Origin of the sequence: Corynebacterium aurimucosum (assembly GCF_030408555.1) — a bacterium.
GTDB classification, from domain to species: Bacteria; Actinomycetota; Actinomycetes; order Mycobacteriales; family Mycobacteriaceae; genus Corynebacterium; species Corynebacterium aurimucosum.
In genome coordinates, this window is sequence record NZ_CP047048.1 from 2,553,348 (window position 1) to 2,575,802 (window position 22,455).

The following is a 22,455-nucleotide window of genomic DNA, read 5'->3' on the forward strand; positions in this document are numbered from 1 at the left end:
CCGACTGTCACGCAGGAGCTCCACCACCGCGTTGCGTCCAGCCGCACTCGGCGACTTCTAAAACGACGAAAGCGGCCGCAACGAGAATGCTCGTGACGGCCGCGTCTTCGTGCAACGACTCCTGGTTAGCTCTTAGGCGATAACGTCGTCATCGTCGACGTCTTCCCAGTTCAGGGAACGCTTGATGGCGCGCTTCCAGTCGCGGTAGAGAGCGTCTACCTCGTCCTTCTCGCGCTGTGGCTTCCAGACCTTGAAGTCTCCCTGCTGGGAGCCCAGCACGCTGAGGTCATCCCAGAAGCCCGAGTCCAAGCCGGCGGCAAAGGCCGCACCGGTGGCGGTAGTCTCCACGTTCTTCGGGCGGTGCACCTCCACGCCGAGCATGTCCGCCTGGAACTGCATGAGCAGCTCGTTCATGGTCATGCCGCCGTCGACGCGCAGCTCGGTGATCTCCACGCCGGAATCAGCAACCATGGCGTCAGCGACGTCACGGGTCTGGTACGCGGTGGATTCCAGGACCGCGCGGGCCAAGTGCTTGCGGTTGGCGTAGCGGGTCAAGCCCACGATGACACCACGAGCGTCCGGGCGCCAGTACGGAGCGAAGAGGCCGGAGAAGGCCGGCACGATGTAGACGCCGCCGTTGTCCTTGACCTCGCGGGCCAGGTTCTCAATGGACGCGGAGTTCGGGATAAGTTGCAGGTTATCGCGCAGCCACTGCACCAGGGAACCACCCATGGAGACGGAACCCTCGAGCGCATAGACTGGGCGCTCGCCCTCGCGCTGGAAGCACACGGTGGTGAGCAGGCCGTTATCGGAGAACTTCGGCGTGGTACCGGTGTTGAGCAGGAGGAACAGACCGGTGCCGTAAGTGTTCTTGGCAGAACCCGGGCGGAAGCAGCCCTGGCCAAACATGGCGGCCTGCTGGTCACCCAGGATGGCGCGAATCGGCACACCGGACAGCGAGCCACGCTCGCGGACAGTGCGGAAGTCGCCCAGGGACGGACGGATCTCCGGGAGCATGGAGGTCGGGATACCCATCTCCTTGCACAGTTCCTCATCCCACTCGAGCTTCTCGATGTCCATGAGGAGGGTACGGGAGGCATTGGTGACATCGGTCGCGTGCAGGGCCTCTTGGCCGTTGTCGCCGTCGGCGCCACCGGTGAGGTTCCACAGCAACCAGGTATCGATGGTGCCGAAGAGCAGCTCGCCAGCCTCAGCGCGCTCGCGGGCGCCCTCCACGTTATCGAGGATCCACTTCACCTTCGGGCCGGCAGGGTAGGAATTGATGATGAGGCCGGTGCGACGACGCCACTTGTCCGCACCGTCGTCGCCGGCGAGTTCCTTACAAATGTCGGTGGTTCGGGTGTCCTGCCACACGATGGCGTTGTAGACCGGCTTGCCGGTGTTCTTGTCCCACACAACGGTGGTCTCACGCTGGTTGGTGATACCCAAAGCGGCGATGTCTTCAACGTTGATGTCGCCGTTGGCCAAGGCCTCACCCACCGCGCGGCGGGTATTGCTCCAGATTTCCTCTGGGTCATGCTCGACCCAGCCCTTCTCTGGGAAAATCTGCTCGTGCTCGAGCTGGCCGACGGACACCTGCTCTCCGTCGTGGTTGAAAATGATGCAACGCGTGGAGGTCGTACCCTGGTCAATCGCTGCAACGTAGCTCTTGGTGGACATAACTTTCTCCTTGTCGGGGGTGTTTTAAAGGGCTATGGATAGCAGGCCAACGGCGACGGCCGAGAGAGTCGGCGCGACGACCGGAACCCAGGCATAGCTCCAGTTTCCAGTGCCCTTGTCTTTGATGGGGAGGACAAAGGCGTACATGATGCGGGGGCCGAGGTCACGAACCGGGTTGATGGCATATCCGGTGGGGGTGCCGAGGGACAGACCGATAGACACGATGACGAAGGCCACGCCGAAGTAGCTCAGCGGACCGAGCTCGCCGCCGGCAGGACCGAAGGCGATAAACATAAGCAGCACGGTGGTAGCGATGAACTCTGTCACTGCGTTCCAGCCGTTATTCGGGTGCGCCGGGTTCGTAAAGAAAATACCGCCGGTATTCTTGTTGGCTCCGGTGACGTTGCCGGCTTCGTCGACATTGTTGGCATCGAAAAGCTGCTTAAACGTTGCCCACGCCAGGAAAGCACCGAGCATGGCGCCCAAGATCTGACCCAGGAGGTAATAAGGCACAAGGCTCCACTCAAGAGAGCCGTTGACAGCGAGCATGATGGTCACCGCCGGGTTAAGGTGACCGCCAGTGGGGTCCGCGATGCTAGCACCCAAGTAGACGCCGAGGCCCCAGCCCATTGCGATAACGATCCAGTCTGAACCGCGCGCCGCGGAGGTGCGGAGGTTTACAGTGGCGCAGACGCCGTTACCCAACAGGAGCAGCACTGCCGTGCCAAGGAACTCCCACAGGAATGCATCAGTTCCGGTCATAACTTGTCCTTTCTCTTTTGCCTAGGACAAAGGCCCAGCGAGAGACAGCAAACGTCCTCGCTGGGCCCCGTGACGCTTAGGCTTCTTCCTTAGTGGCTCGTGCGCTGCCAGCGCGCTCGAGAATGTCATTTGCCTCACGGTCGGTGAGGGCAGCCTCGGCGGCAAGCTCCGCCTCGGTGTGCTGCTTGAAGTGGCTAACCTCGCGCTCAATGTCGCTCTGGTCCCAGCCCAGCAGTGGCGCGACGAACTCAGCAATAGGCTGAGCAGCGGCAACGCCTCGGTCGGCGAATTCGATGGCTACGCGCAGGCGGCGAGACACGATGTCGTCGATGTGCAGTGCACCCTCGTGGGTGACGGCGTAGCGGGCCTCAGCCCAGATGTAGCTCTCAGCGCCCGGAATCGGCTCAAGGAGGGAGGCATCTTCGGCGGCCGGAGCCAGCACCTCGCTGATGAGCGAACCGTAGCGGCCAAGCAGGTGCTCGATGCGCTTCTCGTCGAGGTTGTAGCGGCGAGCAAGCGCCGGAACCTGGTTGGCCAGAGCATGGTAGCCGTCCGCGCCCAAGATCGGGGTGCGCTCGGTGACGGATTCTGCCACCTTGAAGCCCAGTTCCTTAGCGGCCAGGTCCACCGCGTCCTTACCGATGACGCGGTAAGTCGTGTACTTACCACCAGCAACGGAGACGAGGCCCGGGGCTACTCGGGCAACGGCGTGGTTGCGGGAGAGGTTGGTGGTGGAGTCGGACTTACCGGACAGCAGCGGGCGCAGACCGGAGTAGACACCAACGATGTCCTCGCGCGTGATCTTGTTGCGCACGCGCTGGTTGACCTGGTCCAGAATGTAGTCGATATCCGCCTTCGTCGGAGCCGGGTCCGGCAGGGACAGGCCCTTCTCCCAATCGGTGTCGGTGGTACCGATGATCCAGTACTCGCCCCACGGGATGACGAAGAGCACGGACTTTTCGGTGACGAAGCACAGCGCGGCATCCGCATCGAGGGCATCCTTCGGAACCACGATGTGCACACCCTTGGAGGCGTGAACGGTGAACTTACCCTCCGCGCCGGCCATGTCCTGAATCTTGTCGTTCCAGACACCCGTGGCGTTGATGAAGACCTTGCCCTTCACGGTGGTCTCGCGGCCGGTCTCGAGGTCACGGACCTTTGCGGCGGTGATGCGGCCGCGGTTGTCCTTCTCGAAACCGATAACCTCAGTGCCGGTGCGCACGCTTGCGCCATACTCAGCGGCGGTACGCAGGACGGTCATGGTGTGGCGGGCGTCGTCGACAAGCGTGTCGTAGTAGCGCACGCCACCGACGACGGCATCCTCCTTGAGGCCCGGGGTGACCTTGAGCACGCCCTTGCGGGTGAGGTGCTTCTGCATCGGGACGCTCTTGGCACCACCCATGAGGTCATAGAGGGTAAAGCCGCCGAACATCATGACGCGCTCCCAACCGCGGTGAGTCAGGGGGAAGATGAACTTCAGCGGCTTGACCAGGTGCGGGGCCAGGGTAGACATGTTGAGCTCGCGCTCCTTGAGGGACTCCGCAACGAGGCGGAAGTCAAACATCGCCAGGTAGCGCAGGCCACCGTGGAACATCTTGGAGGAACGCGAGGACGTTCCTGCCGCAAAGTCTTGGGACTCCAGCACGGCTGTCTTCAGGCCACGGGTGGCCGCATCCACCGCAGCACCAGCGCCTACTGAGCCGCCGCCGATGATGACGACGTCATAATCCTCGGTGGAGTAGTCGTTCCATGTCTTTTCAAAATACTCAGGGTTGAAGCTGTTAATACTCGTCGTGGTCATTGTTGACCGAGTCTCCTCTCTCGCTGCACGGCGTCAGAAAGCCCTGCCCTCGTTGACGGTATGCGCAGCATATTGTGCTCATCCACCACGCACCCAGTGTGCCGATTCCTCGGCTAATTGCTCGGATAGCGGATGAAGAAGAAGTTTTCTCCCACTGCCAATGCTATAGATCACCCAATTTTCTCTCTGGAGACGCTACTCACACGTAAGTTCCGCTTCCGTAAGCTGGATCTTTTAAGGCATTCCATAGGTGGACAAAATAAAATAACACCCCCTTCCGGGGGTGTTAACGGGCGTTGCGAATGCTTCTTAAGTCCAGGGTGTCAAGACTTATTTCTTCTCCTGCTGCAAGCGCGCCATGGCCTCCAGCACCTCGGCCATTCCGTAGCGCTCAGTGGAATACGTCACCGCCTGCGCAGCCTTAATCACCTCAATGGGCGCAGTCTCAAGCGCCACCATGCGCACGGCGACGCCCTCCCCGCCCTCCGCAAACGTTTCATCACCAGGCTCATTCGCAAAGAATAGAAGGTCCGCAGGCTCGACTCCGATCCTTTTCGCCACAGCCGCCAGCCCCTCGGCGGGCGAGGACGCCGTGACTACTACGCCCCCAGGAGCATCGTTGAACTGTGCCCCGTCAGCACCTTCTGAACAGGCGATCCGCCAACAGGATTGGGGGAGGTCGCCAAAGGCTGCAGCGTCGAGCACCTCTCCCTGCGGCGAGAGCACCACCAACTCCTCCACTTGTGGGTGCAAGTGCGTCAGCGCTTCCTGAAGCCGCCTCGAGATTTCCCCGTTCTCCATGCTGAGCGCACTCTGATCAGCCACAACCACGCGCGGCACCTCAGAGTATTGAGCCTTCACGCGGTGCGGCAGGCGGGAGACAATAATGCGCGATTGCGTCGCCGCAGAAAGTAGACCCTGCTCCACCACGGAACCGGCGAAAATTTCCTTGCTGCTCGCGGTCATGGAGGCCTGAGCCTCCATGACGTCAGACTTTAGTTGCGCCATGACTTCCGTGACCTTGTCGCGGCCTTCCCCGACGCCGCGCATCGCTTCCTCGACCACCGAGTTAAGGTTTTCCTTGATCCATTCCAGGGTCTCTGGAGCAGTACGCGGGCGCTCTTTGCCTTTGTCAGTAGCTGAGCTTTCGGCCTCTACGCCAGGGCTTCCTTCCGCATCAGCAATGTGTTCCGCGCCGTCGGCGCTCTCCTTGCCATTGGTGTTGGTGCTTGGGCCGTCGCCAAGCACTGCCTCTGCCTCTTCCGAGTTATCCCGCTTCATCAGCGCCATCCGGTCCCGCATGAGCTCCACGGTGGCCTCGGAGACGCGGTCCTTGAGGTTAGTCAGGTCATCACGCAGCCGGCGCACGCGGTAGCGCTCAGACTCCACCTCGGAGTCCTGGGCCTCAGCCTCCTCCAGCGTTGGTGCCCCACCACCCTTGCGGGCGGGCACCCAGAACTCCCCGGCTGGCATCGGTCCGAACTCCGTCTCATACTCCGCCCACAGGCCCTCCAGGGCCTCCTGCATCCGACGGCGCACCTCCGCGATATCCGCGTCGAAATCGCCCGTCGTGTAATAAGGCTCCAAAGCCTTAATCAGCACCGGCGTCTTCGTGCGGCCCAAGTGCTTCTTCTGCCCCTTCGTCCAAATACGCTGGGAGCCAAAGATAACCTGCGGAATAATCGGAACGCCCGCACCATGCGCAATACGCGCCGCACCGTTACGCATGCTGCGAATTTCAAAGCTGCGGGAAATCGTTCCCTCCGCGAAGATCCCCACGAGTTCCCCACTCTTGGCTAGTTCGATGCCTTTGACAATCGACGCCCCGCCATCGATACGGTCCACCGGGACATGCCCCATGACCTGAAAAAGCTGCCCGGCCACCGGCGCTTGGAAGATGGAGGCCTTAGCCAAGTAGCGCACCAAACGGCGCTTGCGGTAAGCCAAGAAGGCCCCGAAAAGGAAATCCATGTAACCCGTGTGGTTGCACACGATGACGGCCCCACCCTTATCCGGGATATTCTCCTCCCCGGACAAGCGCATCTTGAGCCCCTGGGCCAGAGTCACCCCGCGGCCGATGTGTGTGATCTGCCGGTAGAGGAAGTTAGTCACAGCGCTCATGGTGCTCCAAACAGCTAAGACCCCGCCGTCGAGAGCAGCGAGGAGGGACAAGAGAGGGCGGCGCGCGAAGCCCCGCGCACCGCGTTCTTCTAGGAGTTTACGGGGTACAGCACGTCCTTGCCCACGAATGGGCGCAGGGCCTCCGGAACCACCACGGAGCCATCTGCCTGCTGGTGGTTCTCCAGGATGGCCACGAGCCAGCGGGTGGTAGCCAGGGTGCCATTGAGCGTGGCGGCGTACTGGGTCTTGCCGTTCTCATCGCGGTAGCGCGTGGACAGGCGGCGCGCCTGGAAGGTGGTGCAATTCGAGGTCGAGGTGAGCTCGCGGTACGTGCCCTGGGTGGGTACCCACGCCTCGTTATCGAACTTGCGCGCCGCAGAGGAGCCCAAGTCTCCGCCCGCGATATCGATGGTGCGGTAGGGCAGTTCCATCGCCGCCAGCATGTCCTTTTCCATGTTCAGGAGCTTCTGGTGCATCTCCTCGGCGTCTTCCGGCTTGCAGTAGACAAACATCTCCAGCTTGTCGAACTGGTGCACGCGCAGGATGCCGCGGGTGTCCTTGCCGTGCGAACCTGCCTCGCGGCGGAAGCAGGAAGACCAGCCTGCATACTGCAGCGGCCCCTTGGACAGGTCGATGATCTCTTCCTTGTGGTAGCCGGCCAGAGCCACCTCTGAAGTGCCGACCAGATACAGGTCATCTGCCGGCAGGTAGTAAACCTCATCCGAGTGCTGACCCAAGAAGCCAGTTCCCTGCATAACGTCCGGGCGCACGAGCACCGGCGGAATCATCAGCTTAAAGCCTGCCTCACGCGCCTTCTGCGCAGCCAACATCAACATACCCAGTTGCAGGAAGGCGCCGTCACCAGTGAGGTAGTAGAAACGTGCGCCGCCTACTTTGGCGCCCCGCTTGACGTCGATAAGCCCCAGCGTCTCACCCAGCTCCAGGTGATCCTTCGGTTCGAAGTCGAACTGCGGCTTTTCACCGACCTCCTCGAGGACGATGAAGTCATCTTCGCCACCCGCCGGAGCACCCTCCACCACGTTGGAAAGCTGATACTGCAGCTCCGTTACCTTGGCCTCGGCCGCGGCCGCTTCCTCGCCGGCCGCCTTGACCTTCTCCTTCAGCTCGTTGGAGCCCTCCAGCAGCGCTGGGCGCTCCTCGGGGGAGGCCTGGCCAATCTTCTTGCCAAAGGCCTTCTGCTCCGAGCGCAGCTGGTCTGCCTTCACAATGGCCGCGCGGCGCTGTTCATCGGCGGCAAGCAGCTGGTCCACCAAAGCGGGGTCCTCCCCACGGTTTACCTGGGAGGCGCGGACGACATCGGGATTTTCGCGAAGAAACTTGAGATCAATCACGCCGGATAGTCTAGCGCACGGCCATACCTTTGCGCTGGTCATAACCAGCGCATTATCATGAATAACATGGCACCTCACATTATTACCGACGGCCCCGTGCCCAAGCACGCTCAGCTGCGGGATATTCTCTCCGAGCTCTGCCGAACCACCCTCAAACCCGGTGACATCCTCCCAGGCGAGCGCATTCTCGAAGAAACCTACGGTGTTTCCCGCATCACCGTACGCCGCGCCATCGGTGATTTAGTGGCCGAAGGCCGCCTGCGGCGGGTGCGAGGCAAGGGCACCTTCGTGGCTCCGAACCCACTCGTCTCCCGGCTCCATTTGGCATCCTTTTCCGATGAGATGGGCTACCAAAAAGTACAGGCTTCCTCGAGAATCCTGCTGGGTGAGCGCAGCACCGCCCCCAGTGAGGTCTGCGAGTTTTTCGGCACAGAAACCACCGTGGCCCACACCCACCTGCGGCGCCTGCGCTTGGGCGATGGCGAGCCTTATTCCATTGACGATGGCTGGTATAACTCCGCCTTCGCGCCGACGCTGCTAGAAAATGACATCTATAACTCCGTCTACGCGATTCTGGATAGCACCTTCAAGGTCCCCATCACCGAAGCCGAGCAGACAGTCACCGCGGTGGCGGCGGAGGACGACATCGCCGAGCTTCTCGACGTCCCCCCGAACACCCCGCTTCTCCACATCACCCGCCTCGCCCGCTCGGGGGACCGACCGGTTGAATGGTGCTCCTCGGTCTACCGCACTGACCGCTACCGCCTTACGACCCACGTCTCCCGCTCGCATACTTAGCGGCTCCATGGTGGCGAACAGCGCTGGGCGGGCTAGAAGCCAGGGCCGCTAAGGGAGTAGTATGAGGAGTTCTATGAGCACTTCATCTGCATGGCGCTCCGCCTCCGCCATCCGCGTCGTCCTCGTTGCAGCCGTGGCCGCGGCCGTCTTCATGGCCTCCTACGGCCTCTTTAGCGGCGAGCCAACCGGCACCGATTCGGCCGGGAATGACTCCGCTAGCTCCAGCGCCGACGGCAGTCAGGCCGCCGATCCTTCTACCGCCGACGGTGAAGCTGCTCCCTTCACCACCGCCTCCGCTGGGGCATGCGTGACCTGGGACATCGCCCCGGATGGCACCGCCACCGGTTTTGAGCAGATCAGCTGCGAGAAACCACACCGCTTCGAAGTCTCGGCTCGCGAGGATCTCAGCGCCTACCCCACCAGCGAGTTCGGCCCCAACGCCACGCGCCCCGATATCACACGCCAAAACGCCCTGCGCGATGAGCTGTGCGAAGCACCCACGGTGAGCTACCTCAACGGCAAGTGGGATCCCAACGGGCGCTATGACATTGCTTCCATCCTGCCCCCGGCCGCATCCTGGGATCAGGGTGACCGTACCTTGCTGTGTGGCCTGCAGACTACCGACGCCAACGGCGTACCGCAGGAATCCACCGGCAAGGTCAGCGAGGTGGACCAGGCGGTCGTCGCCAAGCCCGGCGAGTGCCGCAAGGTGGATGAGAACCAGGCTCTCAGCACTGTGCCCTGCCAGGAACCGCACCAGATGGAGACCGTGTCCGTCATCAACCTGGCCGAAAAGTTCCCCAATGGCTACCGCAGCGATGAGGACATGGATAAGTTCCTCTCCGAAACCTGCACCCAAAATGCCATGGATTACCTGGGCGGCGAGGAGAACCTCTACCAGTCCACGCTGCAACCTTTCTGGGGCGCGATGAGCCGCGAGACCTGGGAGAGCGGATCCCGTTCGGTGAATTGCTCGCTGATCCACATCAAGGACGGTCACTTCTCCGAGATCACCGGCTCTGCCACAGGGGGACGCGAGGCCCTGAGCATTAACGGCGCCCCGCCGACCGAGCAGCCGAAGCGCAACCCATTGCGTGACCCGAATGCTCAGCCGGGCGGCGAGAACGCCGAGCCAGCTGGTGCGAACGACGCGCCCGCCACCCCCGAAGCTGCGGCTCCGGCCCTCTAGGCTCCGGTCATCAAACAGGAAGAAATCACATGTACGAGGTCAGCGAGGAACGCTTCGAGGAACTGGTCGGCGAGGCCCTCGATAAAATTCCGGATCGCTTCGTTGATCAGATGCGCAACCTGGTCATCCTCGTCGAGGAAGAGCACCCGGAGAACCCTGAACTGTTGGGGCTTTATGAGGGCGTCATGCTCACGCAGCGCACCGCCTCACACACCGGCTACCTGCCGGATACCATTTCCATTTACCGGCAGCCTCTGCAGGCCATCAGCAACTCGGAAGAAGAGCTCGCCCACGAAGTCATGGTGACCGTCTTCCACGAGGTCGGGCACTATTTCGGATTCGAGGAGGAGCGCCTCCACGAGCTCGGCTGGGGGTAGGCGCCCAAGGCACCTACCGTGACCACAACGAAACCTACCGCGGCCGCAGCGGGTTAGACTTCGGTATCCGCCCAGCGCTTGAGCGTCCACTGGCCAAAAGGCTGGCCCTGCGGCTCCATGAGGGTAAAGCGGCAGTTCGGCATGTAGCCAGTATAAGCAAAATCGGGGTCCACGCCGCAGGCATGCCTCGTCACTACGCGAATGGCGGCGCCGTGGCTGACGACGACGATGTCTTCATCATCCTCCAGCTCCGCAGCGAGATCCTCCAACACCGGTTGGTAGCGCTCGAGCACATCCACGTAGCTCTCACCGCCAGGCATCCGGGCGGACTCATCACCGTCGAGCCAGCCGCGCAGTGCCACCATGTATTCGCGGTGGGTATCCTCACTACCGCTCATTTCATGATCACCGGCAAAGACCTCATGCAGGCCTACACGCACGTCCACCGGAACATTGCGCTCATCGGCGGTCTCGCCGAAGGTACGGGCGGCCAGCATCGCGGTCTGCTGAGCGCGCAAGGCAATGGAACACACAAAGCGCACACGGCGCCCTGCGCACAGTTCAGCTAACTCGCGGCCGACATCTTCCGCTTGGCCGCGGCCGCGCTCGGTGAGCTCGGCACCTGGGGGCCGGGTATCCATAACGCGGTCAATATTGGAAAAGGTCTGGCCGTGGCGCAGCAGGATGATTCTTCCGGTCATGCTTCACCACACTATTGGCCGGTGCGCGCCTGCGCTACCCATTCATCGGCTTCTTGCAGCCGCGCCAGATCCCGCGGGCCCTCCCCGAGTGCCGTGGCGGAAGGCCAGGAACCAACGAACACGACGTCCTCCGCCCGCAGCCACAGTGCCCGCAGAGCCTCCGCCACCGGCTGGTCCTCAATGTGTCCGATGAGATCGGCGTGGAAGCGATAGTTACCGAAGACGGTGCGCAGCGGGCGGGATTCGATGCGGGAGAGGTCCACCCCGCGGTGCGCGAATTCCTGTAGGGCCCCTACCAGGGAGCCCGGCTCGTTGGGCAGGGTGAAGATGACGGACGTCCTGTCGTTGCCGGTCCGCTCGGTCGGCTTTCCGGCCGGTCCCACGAGGACGAAACGAGTCGTGGCCCCCGCGACATCTGCCACATTCTCCGCAATAGAATCCAGTCCGAAGACCTCCGCTGCGCGGGCAGGGGCGGCAGCGACATCCACCTCCCCGCGCGCCACGGCCTGCGCCGCCGCACCATTCGACGCCGCCGGAACATACTCCACGTCCGGCAAGTTCTGCTTCAACCAACCGCGCACCTGCTGGTAGGCCACGGGATGCGTAGAGAAGGTGCGAAGATTCTCTGCGGTAGTGCCGGGGCGCACCAGAATGGAGAAGGACACCGGCAGGTCTACCTCGCGGTAGATCTGGACCCGGGAGCCGTCGGCAAGCGCGTCAAAGGTGGCAGTAACCGGCCCGTCCACGGAGTTTTCGATAGCCACGCAGGCATAATCCGCCGCACCGGAACGCACCGCCGACAGCGCCTCGGCCGGGGAGCTCACCGGCATCCCCTCGGGGGAAGCAAAGTCTGCGGCGAAATGCTGCATCGCCGCTTCCGTAAAGGTTCCAGCGGGCCCGAGGAATGCGATCGTGGTGCTCATGACAGCAACTTTATCTCACACAACTACTAAACTGAGCCGCCATGGAGAGCACCGAGTTCACTCTGGACAAGCTGCGCGAAGACCTATCTGGCCTGAGCCCTGCGGAGCACGGCTTCACGTACCTCGACCTCGAGCGCCGGCCGCAGGCGCACGGGCGCTTGAGCGGCTGGATTCTCTCGGTCAAGGACCTTAATGACGTCGCCGGCATGCCCACCACACTCGGGCATGCCGAGCGCGCCTACGTGGCGGAGGAGACCGTTCCTTTCGTGCAAGAGCTTATCGACGCCGGCGCGCTCGTCATCGGCAAATCCGCCGCACCCGAGCTGGGCCTGCGTGTGGACACCGAACCTGTAGGCCTGCCGCACCCGGATAATCCGCTCTACCCGGGCCATACCCCGGGCGGCTCCTCCGGCGGGGCGGCGGTCCAGGTGGCCCGGGGCCTCATGCGCGCTGCGCATGCCTCCGACGGTGGCGGTTCCATTCGCGTGCCGGCTGCCGCCTGCGGTGTCGTCGGGTTTAAACCCGCCGGCGAGGATCTCTCGGTGCAGGGGTTCATCACGCGCAGCATCGCCGATACCGCAACTCTGCATGGCCTTAACCCGCGTGCCCGGCGCGCCCGCATCGGCGTGCTGACGGATCCCCTCTTCGCTCAAGCTGAGGTGGCCCCGCACATGCTGCGCGCGGTCGCAGAGGCCACCGCTACCTTTGAAGGCGCGGGTTTCGAAACCGTGGCTATCTCCCCCTATCCCCAGGCCGCCCGCACCTTTGAGGCCTTCCAGCACATCTTTAGTCGCCGGCTGGCTGGCCTTGACTTCGCGGAGGGTTACGCGGAGTGGATCCGTGCGAAGGGCCGGCGCGTCACGGACTCCGAATTCGCCGCGGCCCGCGCCCACGCCGCCCAACTACCGGAAATGCTGGCACAAGAGTGGGACGTCGACGCCATCTTGAGCCCCATGCTGGCCTTCGATCCACCCCGGCGCGGGCACTTCCTGGCACGGGAGCACCAGGCCAACTTCGATGAGCAAACGCGGTGGTCGCCGTGGGGATCGTTGTTCAACGTGGCGCAGCTGCCCGCTATTTCTGTGCCCTGGCCGGTGCGCGATCACCCGCCGGTAGGCGTGCAGTTAGGCTCACTCACGCTTGACGAGTCCTCCCTTCTCGGCCTCGCCCAGGTGCTTCACCCATGACCGCGCGCTCACGCCTGCGCGCGGAAATCCTCATCGTCCTCACCATCACTTTTGGAATCTCTGGTGTTCGCGCCGTGCTACGCCTGACCGATTCTCTGCTCAACCCGGCCCCGCTCAACGAGCAGTCGGTCACCATCAACGCTTCGCAGTCGGCGACTTCGCTGCTGGACTTTGCCTTCCAGCTCTGCAGTGCCGCCGTGCTGTGTGCCTGGGGAGCGCTTGCCCTTTATTTGATTTCTTTTCCGCCCCGCCCACAGTGGCGGGACGGCCTGCACGGCGCGGCGTTGGCGGCGGTTATTGGGCTTCCCGGGTTGGTGCTGTATTACGTGGCGTTGCACTTCGGCTGGACCAAGGAGGTGGTGCCGGGGGCCTTCGATAGCTGGATTGAGATCCCGGTGCTGCTGATTAAATCCTTCGCCAACGCCTGGGCGGAGGAACTGGTGGTGGTGTACTGGTTCATGACCAGGCTCAAGCAGTCTGGGTGGGCCTTACCCGCAACGCTGGCCGCCTCCTCTATCTTGCGCGGTTCTTACCACCTCTACCAGGGAGTCTCCGCCGGCTTTGGCAATATCATGATGGGCCTGCTTTATGGCTGGTATTTCCACCGCACCGGGAAGGTATGGCCTCTGGTCATCGCGCACTTTCTGATCGACGCCGTCGCTTTCGTGGGCTACGTACTGCTCTTCGGCGCTTAAGCGGTGCCCGGAACAGCGTCGCGCCGAAAAGACCACCACCGCGCCCTGTGGGATAGGTGGGGCGCAAGTGATTTCGCGGTACAGTGTTCCCCATGACCTACCAAGGACGCGATCCCGAGCGCGAAGCTCGCCGTGCTGGCGAGCCCCACGGCACTCCCCGCCGCGCGGGCTCCGCTGATTCTGCGAGGCCTTCCCGCCCCTACGACCCGGCTGGCCCGCACGCCTCACATGCCTCCGGCCAGGACGCGGGCGAATTTGTCCTTGGTGCCGATGGGCAGCCCTTGCGTGATCGCTACGGCCGTCCGGTGCGCCGCCGTCCATCCACACAGCGCAGCACGCCGTCTCAAAATTCCCCACGCACCCAGCGTCCCACCCCGCGTCGCTCACGGCCGGAGGAAACCCGCTTCGACGTCGATGCCTACATGGCCCAGCACTCCCCCGCGCGCCCAGCGCCCCGCCAGAGCGCGGCCACCCGGGAACCTGCCGCCGGCGCATACCGGCGAAGTCCCGACGCACCGCCACGCAGCTATTCCCCACAGGCTCCCTCCCGCGGGCGTGCCGCAGGACGCCCACATAGCCGCCGCAAGAAGGTCAACCCGGTCAAGCAAGCTTTCGGTTGCCTGGGCTGGCTCATCGTCATCGCCCTCGTCTTCATGGTGGCCTTCACCTTGTGGACGGATTCACGCCTCACCCGCATCGATGCCCTGCCCACCGAACAGGTGGCGCCGACCTCTGGGACGAACTGGCTGTTGGTGGGCTCGGACTCCCGCCAGGGCCTCACCGAGGAACAACAAGCGGAGCTAGGTACCGGTGGCGATGTAGGCGTCGGCCGCACCGATACCATCATGCTTCTGCACATCCCCAGCTCCGGAAAGGCCCAGCTGGTCTCCATTCCACGCGATAGCTACGTCGACGTGCCCGGCTTCGGCATGGACAAGGTCAATGCTGCCTTCACCTACGGTGGGCCCCAGCTGCTGACCCACACCGTGGAACAAGCCACCGGCCTCCACATCGATCACTATGCGGAGATCGGCATGGGCGGCTTGGCAAACGTCGTGGATTCCGTGGGCGGCGTGGAGATTTGCGTCAAGGAGCCCATCAACGATCCGCTCGCGGGCATCGACCTTCAAGCGGGCTGCCAGAAGCTCCGCGGCCCAGATGCCCTTGGCTACGTGCGCACCCGCGCTACCGCGATGGGTGACTTGGACCGCGTCGAGCGCCAGCGCGAGTTCTTCGCCGCGCTGCTGGATAAGGCAACGTCCTTCTCCACCATTGGCAACCCCTTCAAGGCCGTCTCCCTGGTCAACCACACCACGGATTCCTTCATCGTCAACGAGAAGGACCACGTGTGGCATCTTGCCCGCGTGGCGCTGTCGATGGCCTCAGGCGTGGAGACAACGACGGTGCCCATCGGCGGTTTCCAGGACACGGTCGTGGGCAATGTCGTCCTCTGGGATGACGCTGAGGCCCAAGCGCTCTGGGACTCCATGCGCTAAGGCTTCGACCGGTCGTTTCGATCAATTAAGGCTCCAAAACCGCCTTGAGGTTTTGGAGCCTTAATTGATCGATATGTACCTAAGCTTTGGGGCTAAAGCACCCAGGAACTAGCGCAGCGTCACCTGACGGGACTTGATGTTCTGCAGCTGCTTGCGCTCATCGGCATCGAGGTTGGCGTCGTTGGAAATCTCCTCTTCCAGCGCCTTATTCACACGAGACAGCTCGGACTCGTAAGAATCGTGCGCAACCTCAGGGTCGAGGTCAAAGACCGGGGCGATGAGACCATGCGTGCGGAAGACACCGGCGAACTTGGTGTTCTCGCCCAGGTTGAGCTCACCGCGAGCGGCAATGCGCGCAAGCGCATTGAGGAAAGCATTCTCGTCATCGCACGGGCGGACCCATCGGATATGCGCCTTGCCGCCACCGGCATTAGCCCAGAAAGCGGTGCCGACGAAGCCTTCGGCCTCCTGGCCCACCTGGTAGGACTCGATGACGGAATCATTGGCGCGCTGCAGAGCCTGCGCCATCTGTGGAGGAACCTGCGCGCCCTCCGGCATCCACCACGCGAAGTCCTGGTAGACGTTGATCTCCAGCTCGGCGTCCTCCTCCAGCAGCTCCTTGAGCTCCGGCTGGGAACCATCAGCAGCAGTGGACTCGAGGGTGGAGCCCGGCGCGTTGTTCTTCACCCAGTTCAGAGCAAAAGCCAAGTCGCGGCCCGGGTTGTGGGTGTGGGACTGCACCTGCAGGCCCACGAAGGCCTCACCACCGGATTCCTCATCACGGATGAGCGCCGCGGTAGCACCGGGCAGCACGGTGGCGACGTAGACATCCTTGTCGAAGCCCTTGACGGACAGCTTCGCCGTTGCGGAAGGAACAAATTCCTGCAGGGCGACGAGGCTAGCCTCAGCGGCCAGCCCACCAAAGGGGCGAGGGTCCTTTTCCAGGGCAGCGCGCTCGGCGGCGCGGGCAGCGAGCTTAGCTTGGCGGCGGGACATGCCCTCCGGCAGCTGTTCGTTCTTCTTTTTCTTCTTGGCCATACTGAACAACTTACCTGTTCATTACAGCTCAATGGCATGCAGGGCCACTTCCGGCTGGTTCGTGGCGAGAATATCTACCCCGTTGGCCCACGCCCACTTCATGTCCGCGGGTTTATCGATGGTCCACATGTACGTGGGCAAGCCGTGCGCGCCGATCGCGTCAGGCTGCAGCTTGCCGCGCAACAGGGACATGCCTAAGCCAGTGGGCTGGGATAACAGGATATCCGAGCGGTTAAAATGGCGCTCCCAATCGCGGCGCAGGTAGATGCGGTCGACGTGCGGGGCAAGCGCTGCCATTCGACGAATGGCCCGGTGGGAAAAGGAAATCATGTGGATCCGGGGGTCGTCGAGAAGCCCTGCGTAGCGCAGCCGCAGCACCATCTGTTCTTCGAGGATGTCGCCTTGCCCCGAGGGATGCTTGGTCTCAATGTAGAGGTGGTGCTTCTTATCCCCGAGCATGTCGAGGAGTTCGTCGAGAAGCAGCATGCGCTGGCCGCCGCCAATCTTGAGGCGGCGCAGCTCCTCCCAGGTCATCCGAGACACTCGGCCTGAGCCATTCGTGGTGCGGTCCAGTGTGGGATCGTGATGAACCACCACCTTGCCGTCGCTGCTCAGGCGGATATCGCACTCGATACCGTGAATGGGTAGCTCGAGCGCTTTCTCAAAGGCAAGAGGGGATAGCTCCGGATATTTCCCGGAGTATCCCCTGTGGGCGACAATCTTCACTAGCCGAAGATTTCTTCCTTGATGGTGTTGAGCGTGTTGAAGGAGTTCTCAAAGCGCTCCTTCTCGTGATCATCGAGGGCCAGCTCGATAACGCGGTTGACGCCGGAGCGGTCAACGATGGCCGGGGTGCCGATGAAGACATCCTCGTGGCCGTACTCGCCCTGCAGGTAGGCAGAGACCGGGAGAGCGACGGCCTGGTTCTGGATGACCGCGCGGGTGATGCGGGCCAGGGCCATGCCGATGCCGTAGGAGGTGGAGCCCTTAGCGTCGATGATGTGGTAGGCAGCGTCGCGGGTGTCCTCGAAGATCTTCTCGATGCGCTCGTTGTAGCCCGGGTCCTTTTCAGAACGGTGGGACAGGGAGACACCTGCGATGTTGGCGGAGGAGACGACCGGCAGCTCGGAATCGCCGTGCTCACCGATGATGTAGGCGTGGACGGAGGTCGGTGCCACGTCATCCATTTCAGAGAGCATGTAGCGGTAGCGGGCCGAGTCCAGGACGGTGCCGGAGCCGATGACGCGCTGGTGCGGGAAGCCGGAGGCCTTCCACACTGCGTAGGTCAGCAGGTCCACCGGGTTGGAGGCGACCAGGAAGATGCCGTCGAAGTCATTCTTCATGACGTCCGCCACGATGGAGTTCATGATCTTGACGTTCTTGTCCACGAGCTGCAGGCGGGTCTCGCCGGGCTTCTGTGCGGCACCGGCGCAGATGACGACCATGGAGGCGTCCTTGCAGTCTTCGTAGGTACCCTTGGTCACGCGGGTGCGGGACGGGGCCCAGACGACGCCATGGTTGAGGTCCATGACGTTGCCCTCGAGCTTCTTTTCGTCGATGTCGATGATGGCCAGGTGATCAACAGTGCCCTGGTTGACCAGAGCGTAGGCGTAAGCAACTCCAACGTCGCCAGCGCCGATGAGTACTACTTTGTTTCCAACATGATTTCCCATGACTCCTATTGTGCCCCTAATGTCCGAGTTTTGCTCGTTATGCGCCCGAATTCACAGGTTAAGTAGTCCGATCTCACATTTTTATGCCCGATTAGGTCTGATTAGTGGCATCACTGCACGTTCGCCCCAAAGCTGGTTCAATGGCCAGCATGCGTCAACTCGCGCGCCGCATCGCCCTCAAAACCGCCCGCACAGGACTTCAGGCTGCCATCTTTTCCTTGGAGCTCATCAGTGATCTCACCCCTGGAATGCGCATGACCGGCAGGCGGCGCCTGCCGCAAAATATGTGGCCCGGGCTCTTCGGCGCCGAAGTAGCGACCTGGGCAGCCGTCTCCCCGTCGCTATTGCCACGCCCGTGGTGGGTTACCGCTGCCAACGTGGCCATCGGCCAAGGCGCGGGACATCTCGCCGCCACCACCGCGGCTTTCGCAGCGAAGCGCGCTCTACGCCACGCGGGCCGGCGCCCCCAGGATCGGGTCGGCCCCACCACTCGGCGCTATTCCTACTACTTGCTGGGGCTCGGAACCTTCATCGCGGGCATACGCTCCCTGCGCAACCAAACAGAGCAGGCCCGCCTCGTGGGCAAACTCAATGACCGCGGCCCGCAATCCGCCGCACTAGGCATGATGGTGGGCACCGCAGGCTACGGCGCCTTGCTCATCGTAGGGGAGGCGGCTCAGCTTACTGTCACTCAGCTTTCTCTCCAGGTGCAGCGTTGGCTGCCCCGGTGGATTGCCTGGCCCCTAGCCGGCGGCGCGGTGGGCTTCGCCGCGGCCGTGGCCAGCGACCGCATGGTCTGGCGCCGGCTGCTCCGCAAAGCCACTGTCCAGGGCCTTGCCCTCAACAAGCTCGTCTATCCGGGATCTGTCATGCCATGGGAGCCGGAACGCTCGGGCAGCCCATGGTCCCACGAGCAGTGGACGGCTGTCGGCTCACAAGGCCGCGTTTTTCTCGACCGCGGCCCCCGCGCCCAAGACATCAAAGAGGTCATGCACTTCGACCGGGCGCGCGAACCAATACGCATTTACATCGGCCTCATCCGCGGCCGTGGTCCGCACGCCGCCGCCCGCCACGCGGTGGCGGAGATGGACCGCACGGGGGCCTTCCACCGCGACACCATCGTGCTGCAGATGCCCTCCGGCTCAGGCTGGATCAATAATTATTCGGTCAGTGGCTATGAATTCCTCACGCGCGGCAATTGCGCCACCGTGGCCTTGCAATTCGACTACCTGCCTTCCATGTTTTCCTACCTGGTGGATAAGAACCTCTCCCGCACTTTTGCGCGCGAGCTCATCGCCGCTGTTCACGCCCGCCTCGAGCTCTTGCCCGAGGATAACCGCCCCAAGCTGTACTTAAGCGGCGAATCCCTGGGCTGCTATGCCATCGTGGAAAACTATGAGACGGTCGAAGATTTGCTCGCGGCGTGCGATGGCGCGGTATTCACTGGGCCGCCCCGGATGACCAGTTTCATGCGCCGCCTGCACCGCGAACGCGGCTCCTTGGAGCGCTTGCCGCTTATCGACGGCGGCCGGCACCTCCGCTTCGCCGCAGTCCCCGCCCACATGGAGCACGATGCCTTCGGCGAGCCCTATGGCCCCTGGGAGCGCCCGCGGGTAGCGGTGGGGCAACACGCCTCCGATGCCATCGTGTGGTGGGATAGCAAGCTCATTTATGCCCGCCCCAACTGGATCCACGAGCCGACCCCGCAGACCTTGTACGCAGATACTTTTAACAACCTGCGCTGGCATCCGTTCATCACCTTCTGGCAGGTAGCACTGGACCAGATCAACTCGCTCAACGTGCCGGGCGGCCACGGGCACAACTACTTCGAGGAAACCTTCTGGTACTGGGATTCCGTCCTCGGATCCCAAACCCGCACCCAGCTCACTCCGGAGCTAGCTGAGCGCATGCGGGCCTTTGTGGAGCGCGACCAGCTCAACAAACCTTCCGACTTCCGCACGCATGTGCGCAAACAGCTCTAGCCGCCGGCCAGTGCGCTCACTTCACTAGCCGCACTTCACGCCGGTGCTGTGGTGCGGGCAGTAGCCGTTGGGCACCTTGTGCAGGTACTGCTGGTGTTCGTCCTCGGCCAGGTAATACTCTCCCGAGTCTGTCTCACTGAGGAGGGTGACTTCGGTGGTGGTGGCGCCGAAGCCGGCGTCGGCAAGCTTGCCTGCGTAGGAATCCACGAGCTGCTGGATCTCTTGGCGCTCCTCCTCGGTCTCCGGGTAGAACGCCGAGCGGTACTGCGTGCCGACATCGTTGCCCTGGCGGAAGCCCTGAGTCGGATCGTGGGCCTCCAGAGCCTTGACCACTAAGTCTCGCAGGCTCACGCGCTGCGGGTCATAGGTAATCTGCACCGCCTCCGCGTGGTTGGTCAGCCCGCGGCAGACCTCGTAGTAGGTCGGGTTAGGCGTGGTGCCGCCCGCATAGCCCACGGACGTGGACTCCACGCCCTCAGTTTCCCAGAACATCTTCTCCGCGCCCCAGAAACAACCGATGGCGATGATGAGGGACTTCTGCCCTTCCTTCCACGGTCCAGTAATCGGAGTGCCTAGCACCGCATGGGGCTGCGGGTTATCCAAGACGGGCTCGGCGCGCCCGGGAAGGGCGTCCTCCGCTGCCACCAGCTTGGGTTCTGGTTTGAAAAGAAACATGCTGGGATCTCCTTCACTTAGTGCTGTCCTCCCCTTATACTCCGCTGCGCTGCCCACAATCCAGGTTTTTGTTCATGGCCTCTACCATAGAAAAAATATTGTGGCCAAATTCTCATTTGATCCCTACCATGGGGCCTCGTACCCCAAAGAAAGGATGACACAAATGGCTGTTTACGAACTTCCGGAACTCGACTACGCATACGATGCTCTAGAGCCGCACATCTCCGCCGAGATCATGGAGCTGCACCACTCCAAACACCACGCTGGCTACGTTGCTGGTGCTAACGCTGCGCTCGAGGCCTTGGAGGAGCAGCGCAACGGCGAGGCTAACGCTGACGCTATCCGCGCTCTGTCCAAGAACCTTGCCTTCAACCTGGGTGGCCACACCAACCACTCCATCTTCTGGAAGAACCTCTCCCCGAACGGTGGCGGCGAGCCCACCGGCGAGCTGGCTGAGGCTATTAACCGCGACTTCGGTTCCTTCGAGAAGTTCAAGGCTCACTTCTCCGCTGTTGCTACCGGCCTGCAGGGCTCCGGTTGGGCAGTTCTGGGCTATGACCATGTTGCTGGCCGCCTGATTATTGAGCAGCTGACCGATCAGCAGGGCAACATCTCCGTGAACTTCACCCCGCTGCTGATGCTGGATATGTGGGAGCACGCCTTCTACCTCCAGTACAAGAACGTGAAGGCTGATTACGTCAAGGCTGTCTGGAACGTCTTCAACTGGGATGACGTTGCTGAGCGTTACGCTGCTGCCACCAAGTAAGCACTCTGGCCTCATTTAAGGCCACATAGCTGACCGCGCTGGGTCCTCTTCATTGAGGCTCAGCGCGGTTTCGCGTTTTGGCTCCCTCTACAGGCTTTGCGGAGGACCACCCAACCCCGATATCCAGACCACAACTGCCCGATCCGCCAAAGTTATGCGCCGTCATTGCAGATCCGAGAGGGATCTTCGTCATGTTGGGCAGTTGGCCTATCCGTTAAGACACTCTGCCGCCTGGGAGCACCAGTGCCAGGCTGCCACACGAGGTCTCCAGCCCTGAAGCGCTCCGCGCGTTGGCGGCCGCGCTGCCGTTCGATAGCTAGTCAGCGGTGCGTGCCACAACGAAATCCTTGAAGTGCTCCACCGGCGGGGCATCATCGCCCTCGCGCCACACCAAACCCAGCTCACGGTAGGCCTCCGGCTCTAAGGGAATGAGGTTGCGGGCTTTCAGGTACGGGTCATCAAGCGGCAGCAACGCTGATCCCAGTCCGGCGGCCACGAGGCCGGCCACGGTGGTCAGCTCCATCGACTCGAAGACCAGGCGGGGGCTAAAACCGGCTTCGCCTGCCAGGGAATCCAGAAGCATGCGCGTTCCATAACCCGGCAGCATGCCGATGAAGGGCTCGTCGCGAAAATCTTCCATGCGCACATTGCCTTTTCCTGCCGCCCAATGCCCTTCCGGGACCGCCAGCCCCAGTCGTTGCAGCTTGAGCTGGTGCCAACCCAGCGGGCCTGGGTTTATAGGTCGGGGACCAACCAGCGCTAAGTCGGACTCGCCGGCCGCTACTCTGTCCACCAACTCCCGGGCCGCCCCCTGGTGCAGGCGAATATCCACGTGCGGGTGTTGAGCGCGATAAGCCTTGAGTAGCTCCGGGACCATCCACGTGCCCAGGGAATGCATGAAATCGAGGCGCACGGTACCGCGCTCCGGATCCATAAGTCGGGACACGGCATCGCGCGCAGCGGCTTCCGACAAAAGCATCCGCCGCGCGTGTTCCACGAAGGCCCGGCCGCGGGCATTAAGCCGCAGGCGCCGGCCGCTGCGCTCAAACAGGCTGGCCCCCACTTCGGCTTCGATGCGCTGCACGCGGCGGGTCAGCGCGGATTGGGAGAGCCCGAGGGCGTCGGCAGCCGCGCCGACGAGGCCATGGTCGGCCACGGCGACGACGCCGCGCACATCCTCCAGATTCATGCACACCTCGCATGCTTTATGTAACTTTTAGACATTTTACACATAACCCA

General features: G+C 62.7%; 20 protein-coding genes. 8 read left to right on the forward strand and 12 right to left on the reverse strand.

The genetic code is table 11. The annotated features are described in order from the left end of the window. Window positions 1-132: 132 nt before the first annotated feature. The 5 genes from glpK to serS form a co-directional block, all read right to left on the reverse strand. Window positions 133-1,680, reverse strand: a complete 1,548-nt coding sequence (glpK, locus tag CAURIM_RS11995) for a glycerol kinase GlpK (RefSeq protein ID WP_070443266.1) — start codon at window positions 1,678-1,680, stop codon at window positions 133-135. A gap of 24 nt (window positions 1,681-1,704) precedes the next feature. After that, window positions 1,705-2,442 carry an MIP/aquaporin family protein gene (locus CAURIM_RS12000; protein ID WP_070443264.1) on the reverse strand — a complete coding sequence of 246 codons (738 nt, stop codon included), beginning with the start codon at window positions 2,440-2,442 and terminating at the stop codon, window positions 1,705-1,707. A gap of 76 nt (window positions 2,443-2,518) precedes the next feature. Beyond that, on the reverse strand, window positions 2,519-4,243 hold the full coding sequence (locus CAURIM_RS12005; protein ID WP_070644484.1) for a glycerol-3-phosphate dehydrogenase/oxidase: 1,725 nt from the start codon (window positions 4,241-4,243) through the stop codon (window positions 2,519-2,521). Window positions 4,244-4,573: 330 nt separating this feature from the next. Beyond that, window positions 4,574-6,364: a lysophospholipid acyltransferase family protein gene (locus tag CAURIM_RS12010; protein WP_201828981.1), complete on the reverse strand. Its 1,791-nt coding sequence runs from the start codon at window positions 6,362-6,364 to the stop codon at window positions 4,574-4,576. A gap of 89 nt (window positions 6,365-6,453) precedes the next feature. Continuing rightward, entirely contained in the window at window positions 6,454-7,716 is a 1,263-nt protein-coding gene (gene serS / locus CAURIM_RS12015; protein ID WP_070644482.1) for a serine--tRNA ligase, read from the reverse strand. Between the two features lie 66 nt (window positions 7,717-7,782). Here serS and CAURIM_RS12020 point away from each other — a divergent pair, with 66 nt between their 5' ends. The 3 genes from CAURIM_RS12020 to CAURIM_RS12030 all read left to right on the forward strand — a co-directional run bounded on the left by CAURIM_RS12020 (window position 7,783) and on the right by CAURIM_RS12030 (window position 10,080). Then, entirely contained in the window at window positions 7,783-8,514 is a 732-nt protein-coding gene (locus CAURIM_RS12020; protein ID WP_201828980.1) for a GntR family transcriptional regulator, read from the forward strand. 73 nt (window positions 8,515-8,587) lie between these two features. Next, window positions 8,588-9,703 carry a septum formation family protein gene (locus CAURIM_RS12025; protein ID WP_201828979.1) on the forward strand — a complete coding sequence of 372 codons (1,116 nt, stop codon included), beginning with the start codon at window positions 8,588-8,590 and terminating at the stop codon, window positions 9,701-9,703. Window positions 9,704-9,732: 29 nt separating this feature from the next. Next, on the forward strand, window positions 9,733-10,080 hold the full coding sequence (locus tag CAURIM_RS12030) for a metallopeptidase family protein (RefSeq protein ID WP_070443252.1): 348 nt from the start codon (window positions 9,733-9,735) through the stop codon (window positions 10,078-10,080). A gap of 53 nt (window positions 10,081-10,133) precedes the next feature. Here the strand turns inward: CAURIM_RS12030 and CAURIM_RS12035 are convergent, their stop codons facing one another. Together CAURIM_RS12035 and pheA are read right to left on the reverse strand one after the other, a co-directional pair. After that, window positions 10,134-10,781, reverse strand: a complete 648-nt coding sequence (locus CAURIM_RS12035) for a histidine phosphatase family protein (protein ID WP_201828978.1) — start codon at window positions 10,779-10,781, stop codon at window positions 10,134-10,136. Window positions 10,782-10,792: 11 nt separating this feature from the next. Beyond that, window positions 10,793-11,704, reverse strand: a complete 912-nt coding sequence (gene pheA / locus CAURIM_RS12040; protein ID WP_070730805.1) for a prephenate dehydratase — start codon at window positions 11,702-11,704, stop codon at window positions 10,793-10,795. A gap of 41 nt (window positions 11,705-11,745) precedes the next feature. On the opposite strand from pheA, the gene CAURIM_RS12045 reads away from it, so the two are divergent. The 3 genes from CAURIM_RS12045 (at window position 11,746) to CAURIM_RS12055 (ending at window position 15,082) form a co-directional block, all read left to right on the forward strand. Continuing rightward, on the forward strand, window positions 11,746-12,891 hold the full coding sequence (locus CAURIM_RS12045) for an amidase (RefSeq protein ID WP_201828977.1): 1,146 nt from the start codon (window positions 11,746-11,748) through the stop codon (window positions 12,889-12,891). Further along, window positions 12,888-13,586, forward strand: coding sequence for a CPBP family intramembrane glutamic endopeptidase (locus CAURIM_RS12050; RefSeq protein WP_201828976.1), 699 nt, complete (start codon window positions 12,888-12,890; stop codon window positions 13,584-13,586). The genes CAURIM_RS12045 and CAURIM_RS12050 overlap by 4 nt, the downstream gene beginning before the upstream one ends. A 92-nt stretch (window positions 13,587-13,678) precedes the next feature. Then, complete coding sequence (locus CAURIM_RS12055; RefSeq protein WP_201828975.1) at window positions 13,679-15,082, forward strand: LCP family protein; 1,404 nt, start codon at window positions 13,679-13,681, stop codon at window positions 15,080-15,082. A 108-nt stretch (window positions 15,083-15,190) separates the two neighbouring features. Here CAURIM_RS12055 and CAURIM_RS12060 read toward each other — a convergent pair whose 3' ends face one another. Genes CAURIM_RS12060 through CAURIM_RS12070 form a run of 3 tightly spaced genes read right to left on the reverse strand, consistent with a single transcriptional unit; the run spans window position 15,191 to window position 17,793 of the window. Then, complete coding sequence (locus tag CAURIM_RS12060; RefSeq protein ID WP_070644477.1) at window positions 15,191-16,120, reverse strand: DUF5926 family protein; 930 nt, start codon at window positions 16,118-16,120, stop codon at window positions 15,191-15,193. A 21-nt stretch (window positions 16,121-16,141) separates the two neighbouring features. Next, complete coding sequence (locus CAURIM_RS12065; protein ID WP_201828974.1) at window positions 16,142-16,846, reverse strand: glycerophosphodiester phosphodiesterase family protein; 705 nt, start codon at window positions 16,844-16,846, stop codon at window positions 16,142-16,144. Next, window positions 16,846-17,793, reverse strand: a complete 948-nt coding sequence (locus CAURIM_RS12070; protein ID WP_070443241.1) for an L-lactate dehydrogenase — start codon at window positions 17,791-17,793, stop codon at window positions 16,846-16,848. Before CAURIM_RS12070 ends, CAURIM_RS12065 begins: the two co-directional genes overlap by 1 nt. A 140-nt stretch (window positions 17,794-17,933) precedes the next feature. On the opposite strand from CAURIM_RS12070, the gene CAURIM_RS12075 reads away from it, so the two are divergent. Next, the gene (locus CAURIM_RS12075; protein ID WP_201828973.1) at window positions 17,934-19,775 is read left to right on the forward strand and encodes an alpha/beta-hydrolase family protein; all 1,842 of its coding nucleotides are present in this window, start codon (window positions 17,934-17,936) and stop codon (window positions 19,773-19,775) included. Window positions 19,776-19,799: 24 nt separating this feature from the next. Here the strand turns inward: CAURIM_RS12075 and msrA are convergent, their stop codons facing one another. Further along, complete coding sequence (gene msrA, locus CAURIM_RS12080; protein WP_070711717.1) at window positions 19,800-20,450, reverse strand: peptide-methionine (S)-S-oxide reductase MsrA; 651 nt, start codon at window positions 20,448-20,450, stop codon at window positions 19,800-19,802. Window positions 20,451-20,613: 163 nt separating this feature from the next. Between msrA and CAURIM_RS12085 the strand changes: the two genes are divergently transcribed. After that, window positions 20,614-21,216, forward strand: a complete 603-nt coding sequence (locus tag CAURIM_RS12085; RefSeq protein WP_046647628.1) for a superoxide dismutase — start codon at window positions 20,614-20,616, stop codon at window positions 21,214-21,216. A 316-nt stretch (window positions 21,217-21,532) separates the two neighbouring features. Here CAURIM_RS12085 and CAURIM_RS12090 read toward each other — a convergent pair whose 3' ends face one another. Further along, complete coding sequence (locus CAURIM_RS12090; protein ID WP_070644475.1) at window positions 21,533-22,405, reverse strand: LysR substrate-binding domain-containing protein; 873 nt, start codon at window positions 22,403-22,405, stop codon at window positions 21,533-21,535. Between the last annotated feature and the right edge of the window lie 50 nt (window positions 22,406-22,455).

Excerpts from the sequence above, each read along its gene's own strand:
- CAURIM_RS12030 (WP_070443252.1), top strand. The coding sequence starts at position 9,733 with ATGTACGAGGTCAGCGAGGAACGCTTCGAGGAACTGGTCGGCGAGGCC.
- CAURIM_RS12050 (WP_201828976.1), top strand. The coding sequence starts at position 12,888 with ATGACCGCGCGCTCACGCCTGCGCGCGGAAATCCTCATCGTCCTCACC.
- pheA (WP_070730805.1), bottom strand. The coding sequence starts at position 11,704 with ATGAGCACCACGATCGCATTCCTCGGGCCCGCTGGAACCTTTACGGAA.
- CAURIM_RS12060 (WP_070644477.1), bottom strand. The coding sequence starts at position 16,120 with ATGGCCAAGAAGAAAAAGAAGAACGAACAGCTGCCGGAGGGCATGTCC.
- CAURIM_RS12085 (WP_046647628.1), top strand. The coding sequence starts at position 20,614 with ATGGCTGTTTACGAACTTCCGGAACTCGACTACGCATACGATGCTCTA.
- CAURIM_RS12025 (WP_201828979.1), top strand. The coding sequence starts at position 8,588 with ATGAGCACTTCATCTGCATGGCGCTCCGCCTCCGCCATCCGCGTCGTC.
- CAURIM_RS12090 (WP_070644475.1), bottom strand. The coding sequence starts at position 22,405 with ATGAATCTGGAGGATGTGCGCGGCGTCGTCGCCGTGGCCGACCATGGC.
- CAURIM_RS12005 (WP_070644484.1), bottom strand. The coding sequence starts at position 4,243 with ATGACCACGACGAGTATTAACAGCTTCAACCCTGAGTATTTTGAAAAG.
- CAURIM_RS12000 (WP_070443264.1), bottom strand. The coding sequence starts at position 2,442 with ATGACCGGAACTGATGCATTCCTGTGGGAGTTCCTTGGCACGGCAGTG.
- CAURIM_RS12070 (WP_070443241.1), bottom strand. The coding sequence starts at position 17,793 with ATGGGAAATCATGTTGGAAACAAAGTAGTACTCATCGGCGCTGGCGAC.
- CAURIM_RS12010 (WP_201828981.1), bottom strand. The coding sequence starts at position 6,364 with ATGAGCGCTGTGACTAACTTCCTCTACCGGCAGATCACACACATCGGC.
- msrA (WP_070711717.1), bottom strand. The coding sequence starts at position 20,450 with ATGTTTCTTTTCAAACCAGAACCCAAGCTGGTGGCAGCGGAGGACGCC.
- glpK (WP_070443266.1), bottom strand. The coding sequence starts at position 1,680 with ATGTCCACCAAGAGCTACGTTGCAGCGATTGACCAGGGTACGACCTCC.
- CAURIM_RS12075 (WP_201828973.1), top strand. The coding sequence starts at position 17,934 with ATGGCCAGCATGCGTCAACTCGCGCGCCGCATCGCCCTCAAAACCGCC.
- CAURIM_RS12045 (WP_201828977.1), top strand. The coding sequence starts at position 11,746 with ATGGAGAGCACCGAGTTCACTCTGGACAAGCTGCGCGAAGACCTATCT.
- CAURIM_RS12020 (WP_201828980.1), top strand. The coding sequence starts at position 7,783 with ATGGCACCTCACATTATTACCGACGGCCCCGTGCCCAAGCACGCTCAG.
- CAURIM_RS12055 (WP_201828975.1), top strand. The coding sequence starts at position 13,679 with ATGACCTACCAAGGACGCGATCCCGAGCGCGAAGCTCGCCGTGCTGGC.
- CAURIM_RS12035 (WP_201828978.1), bottom strand. The coding sequence starts at position 10,781 with ATGACCGGAAGAATCATCCTGCTGCGCCACGGCCAGACCTTTTCCAAT.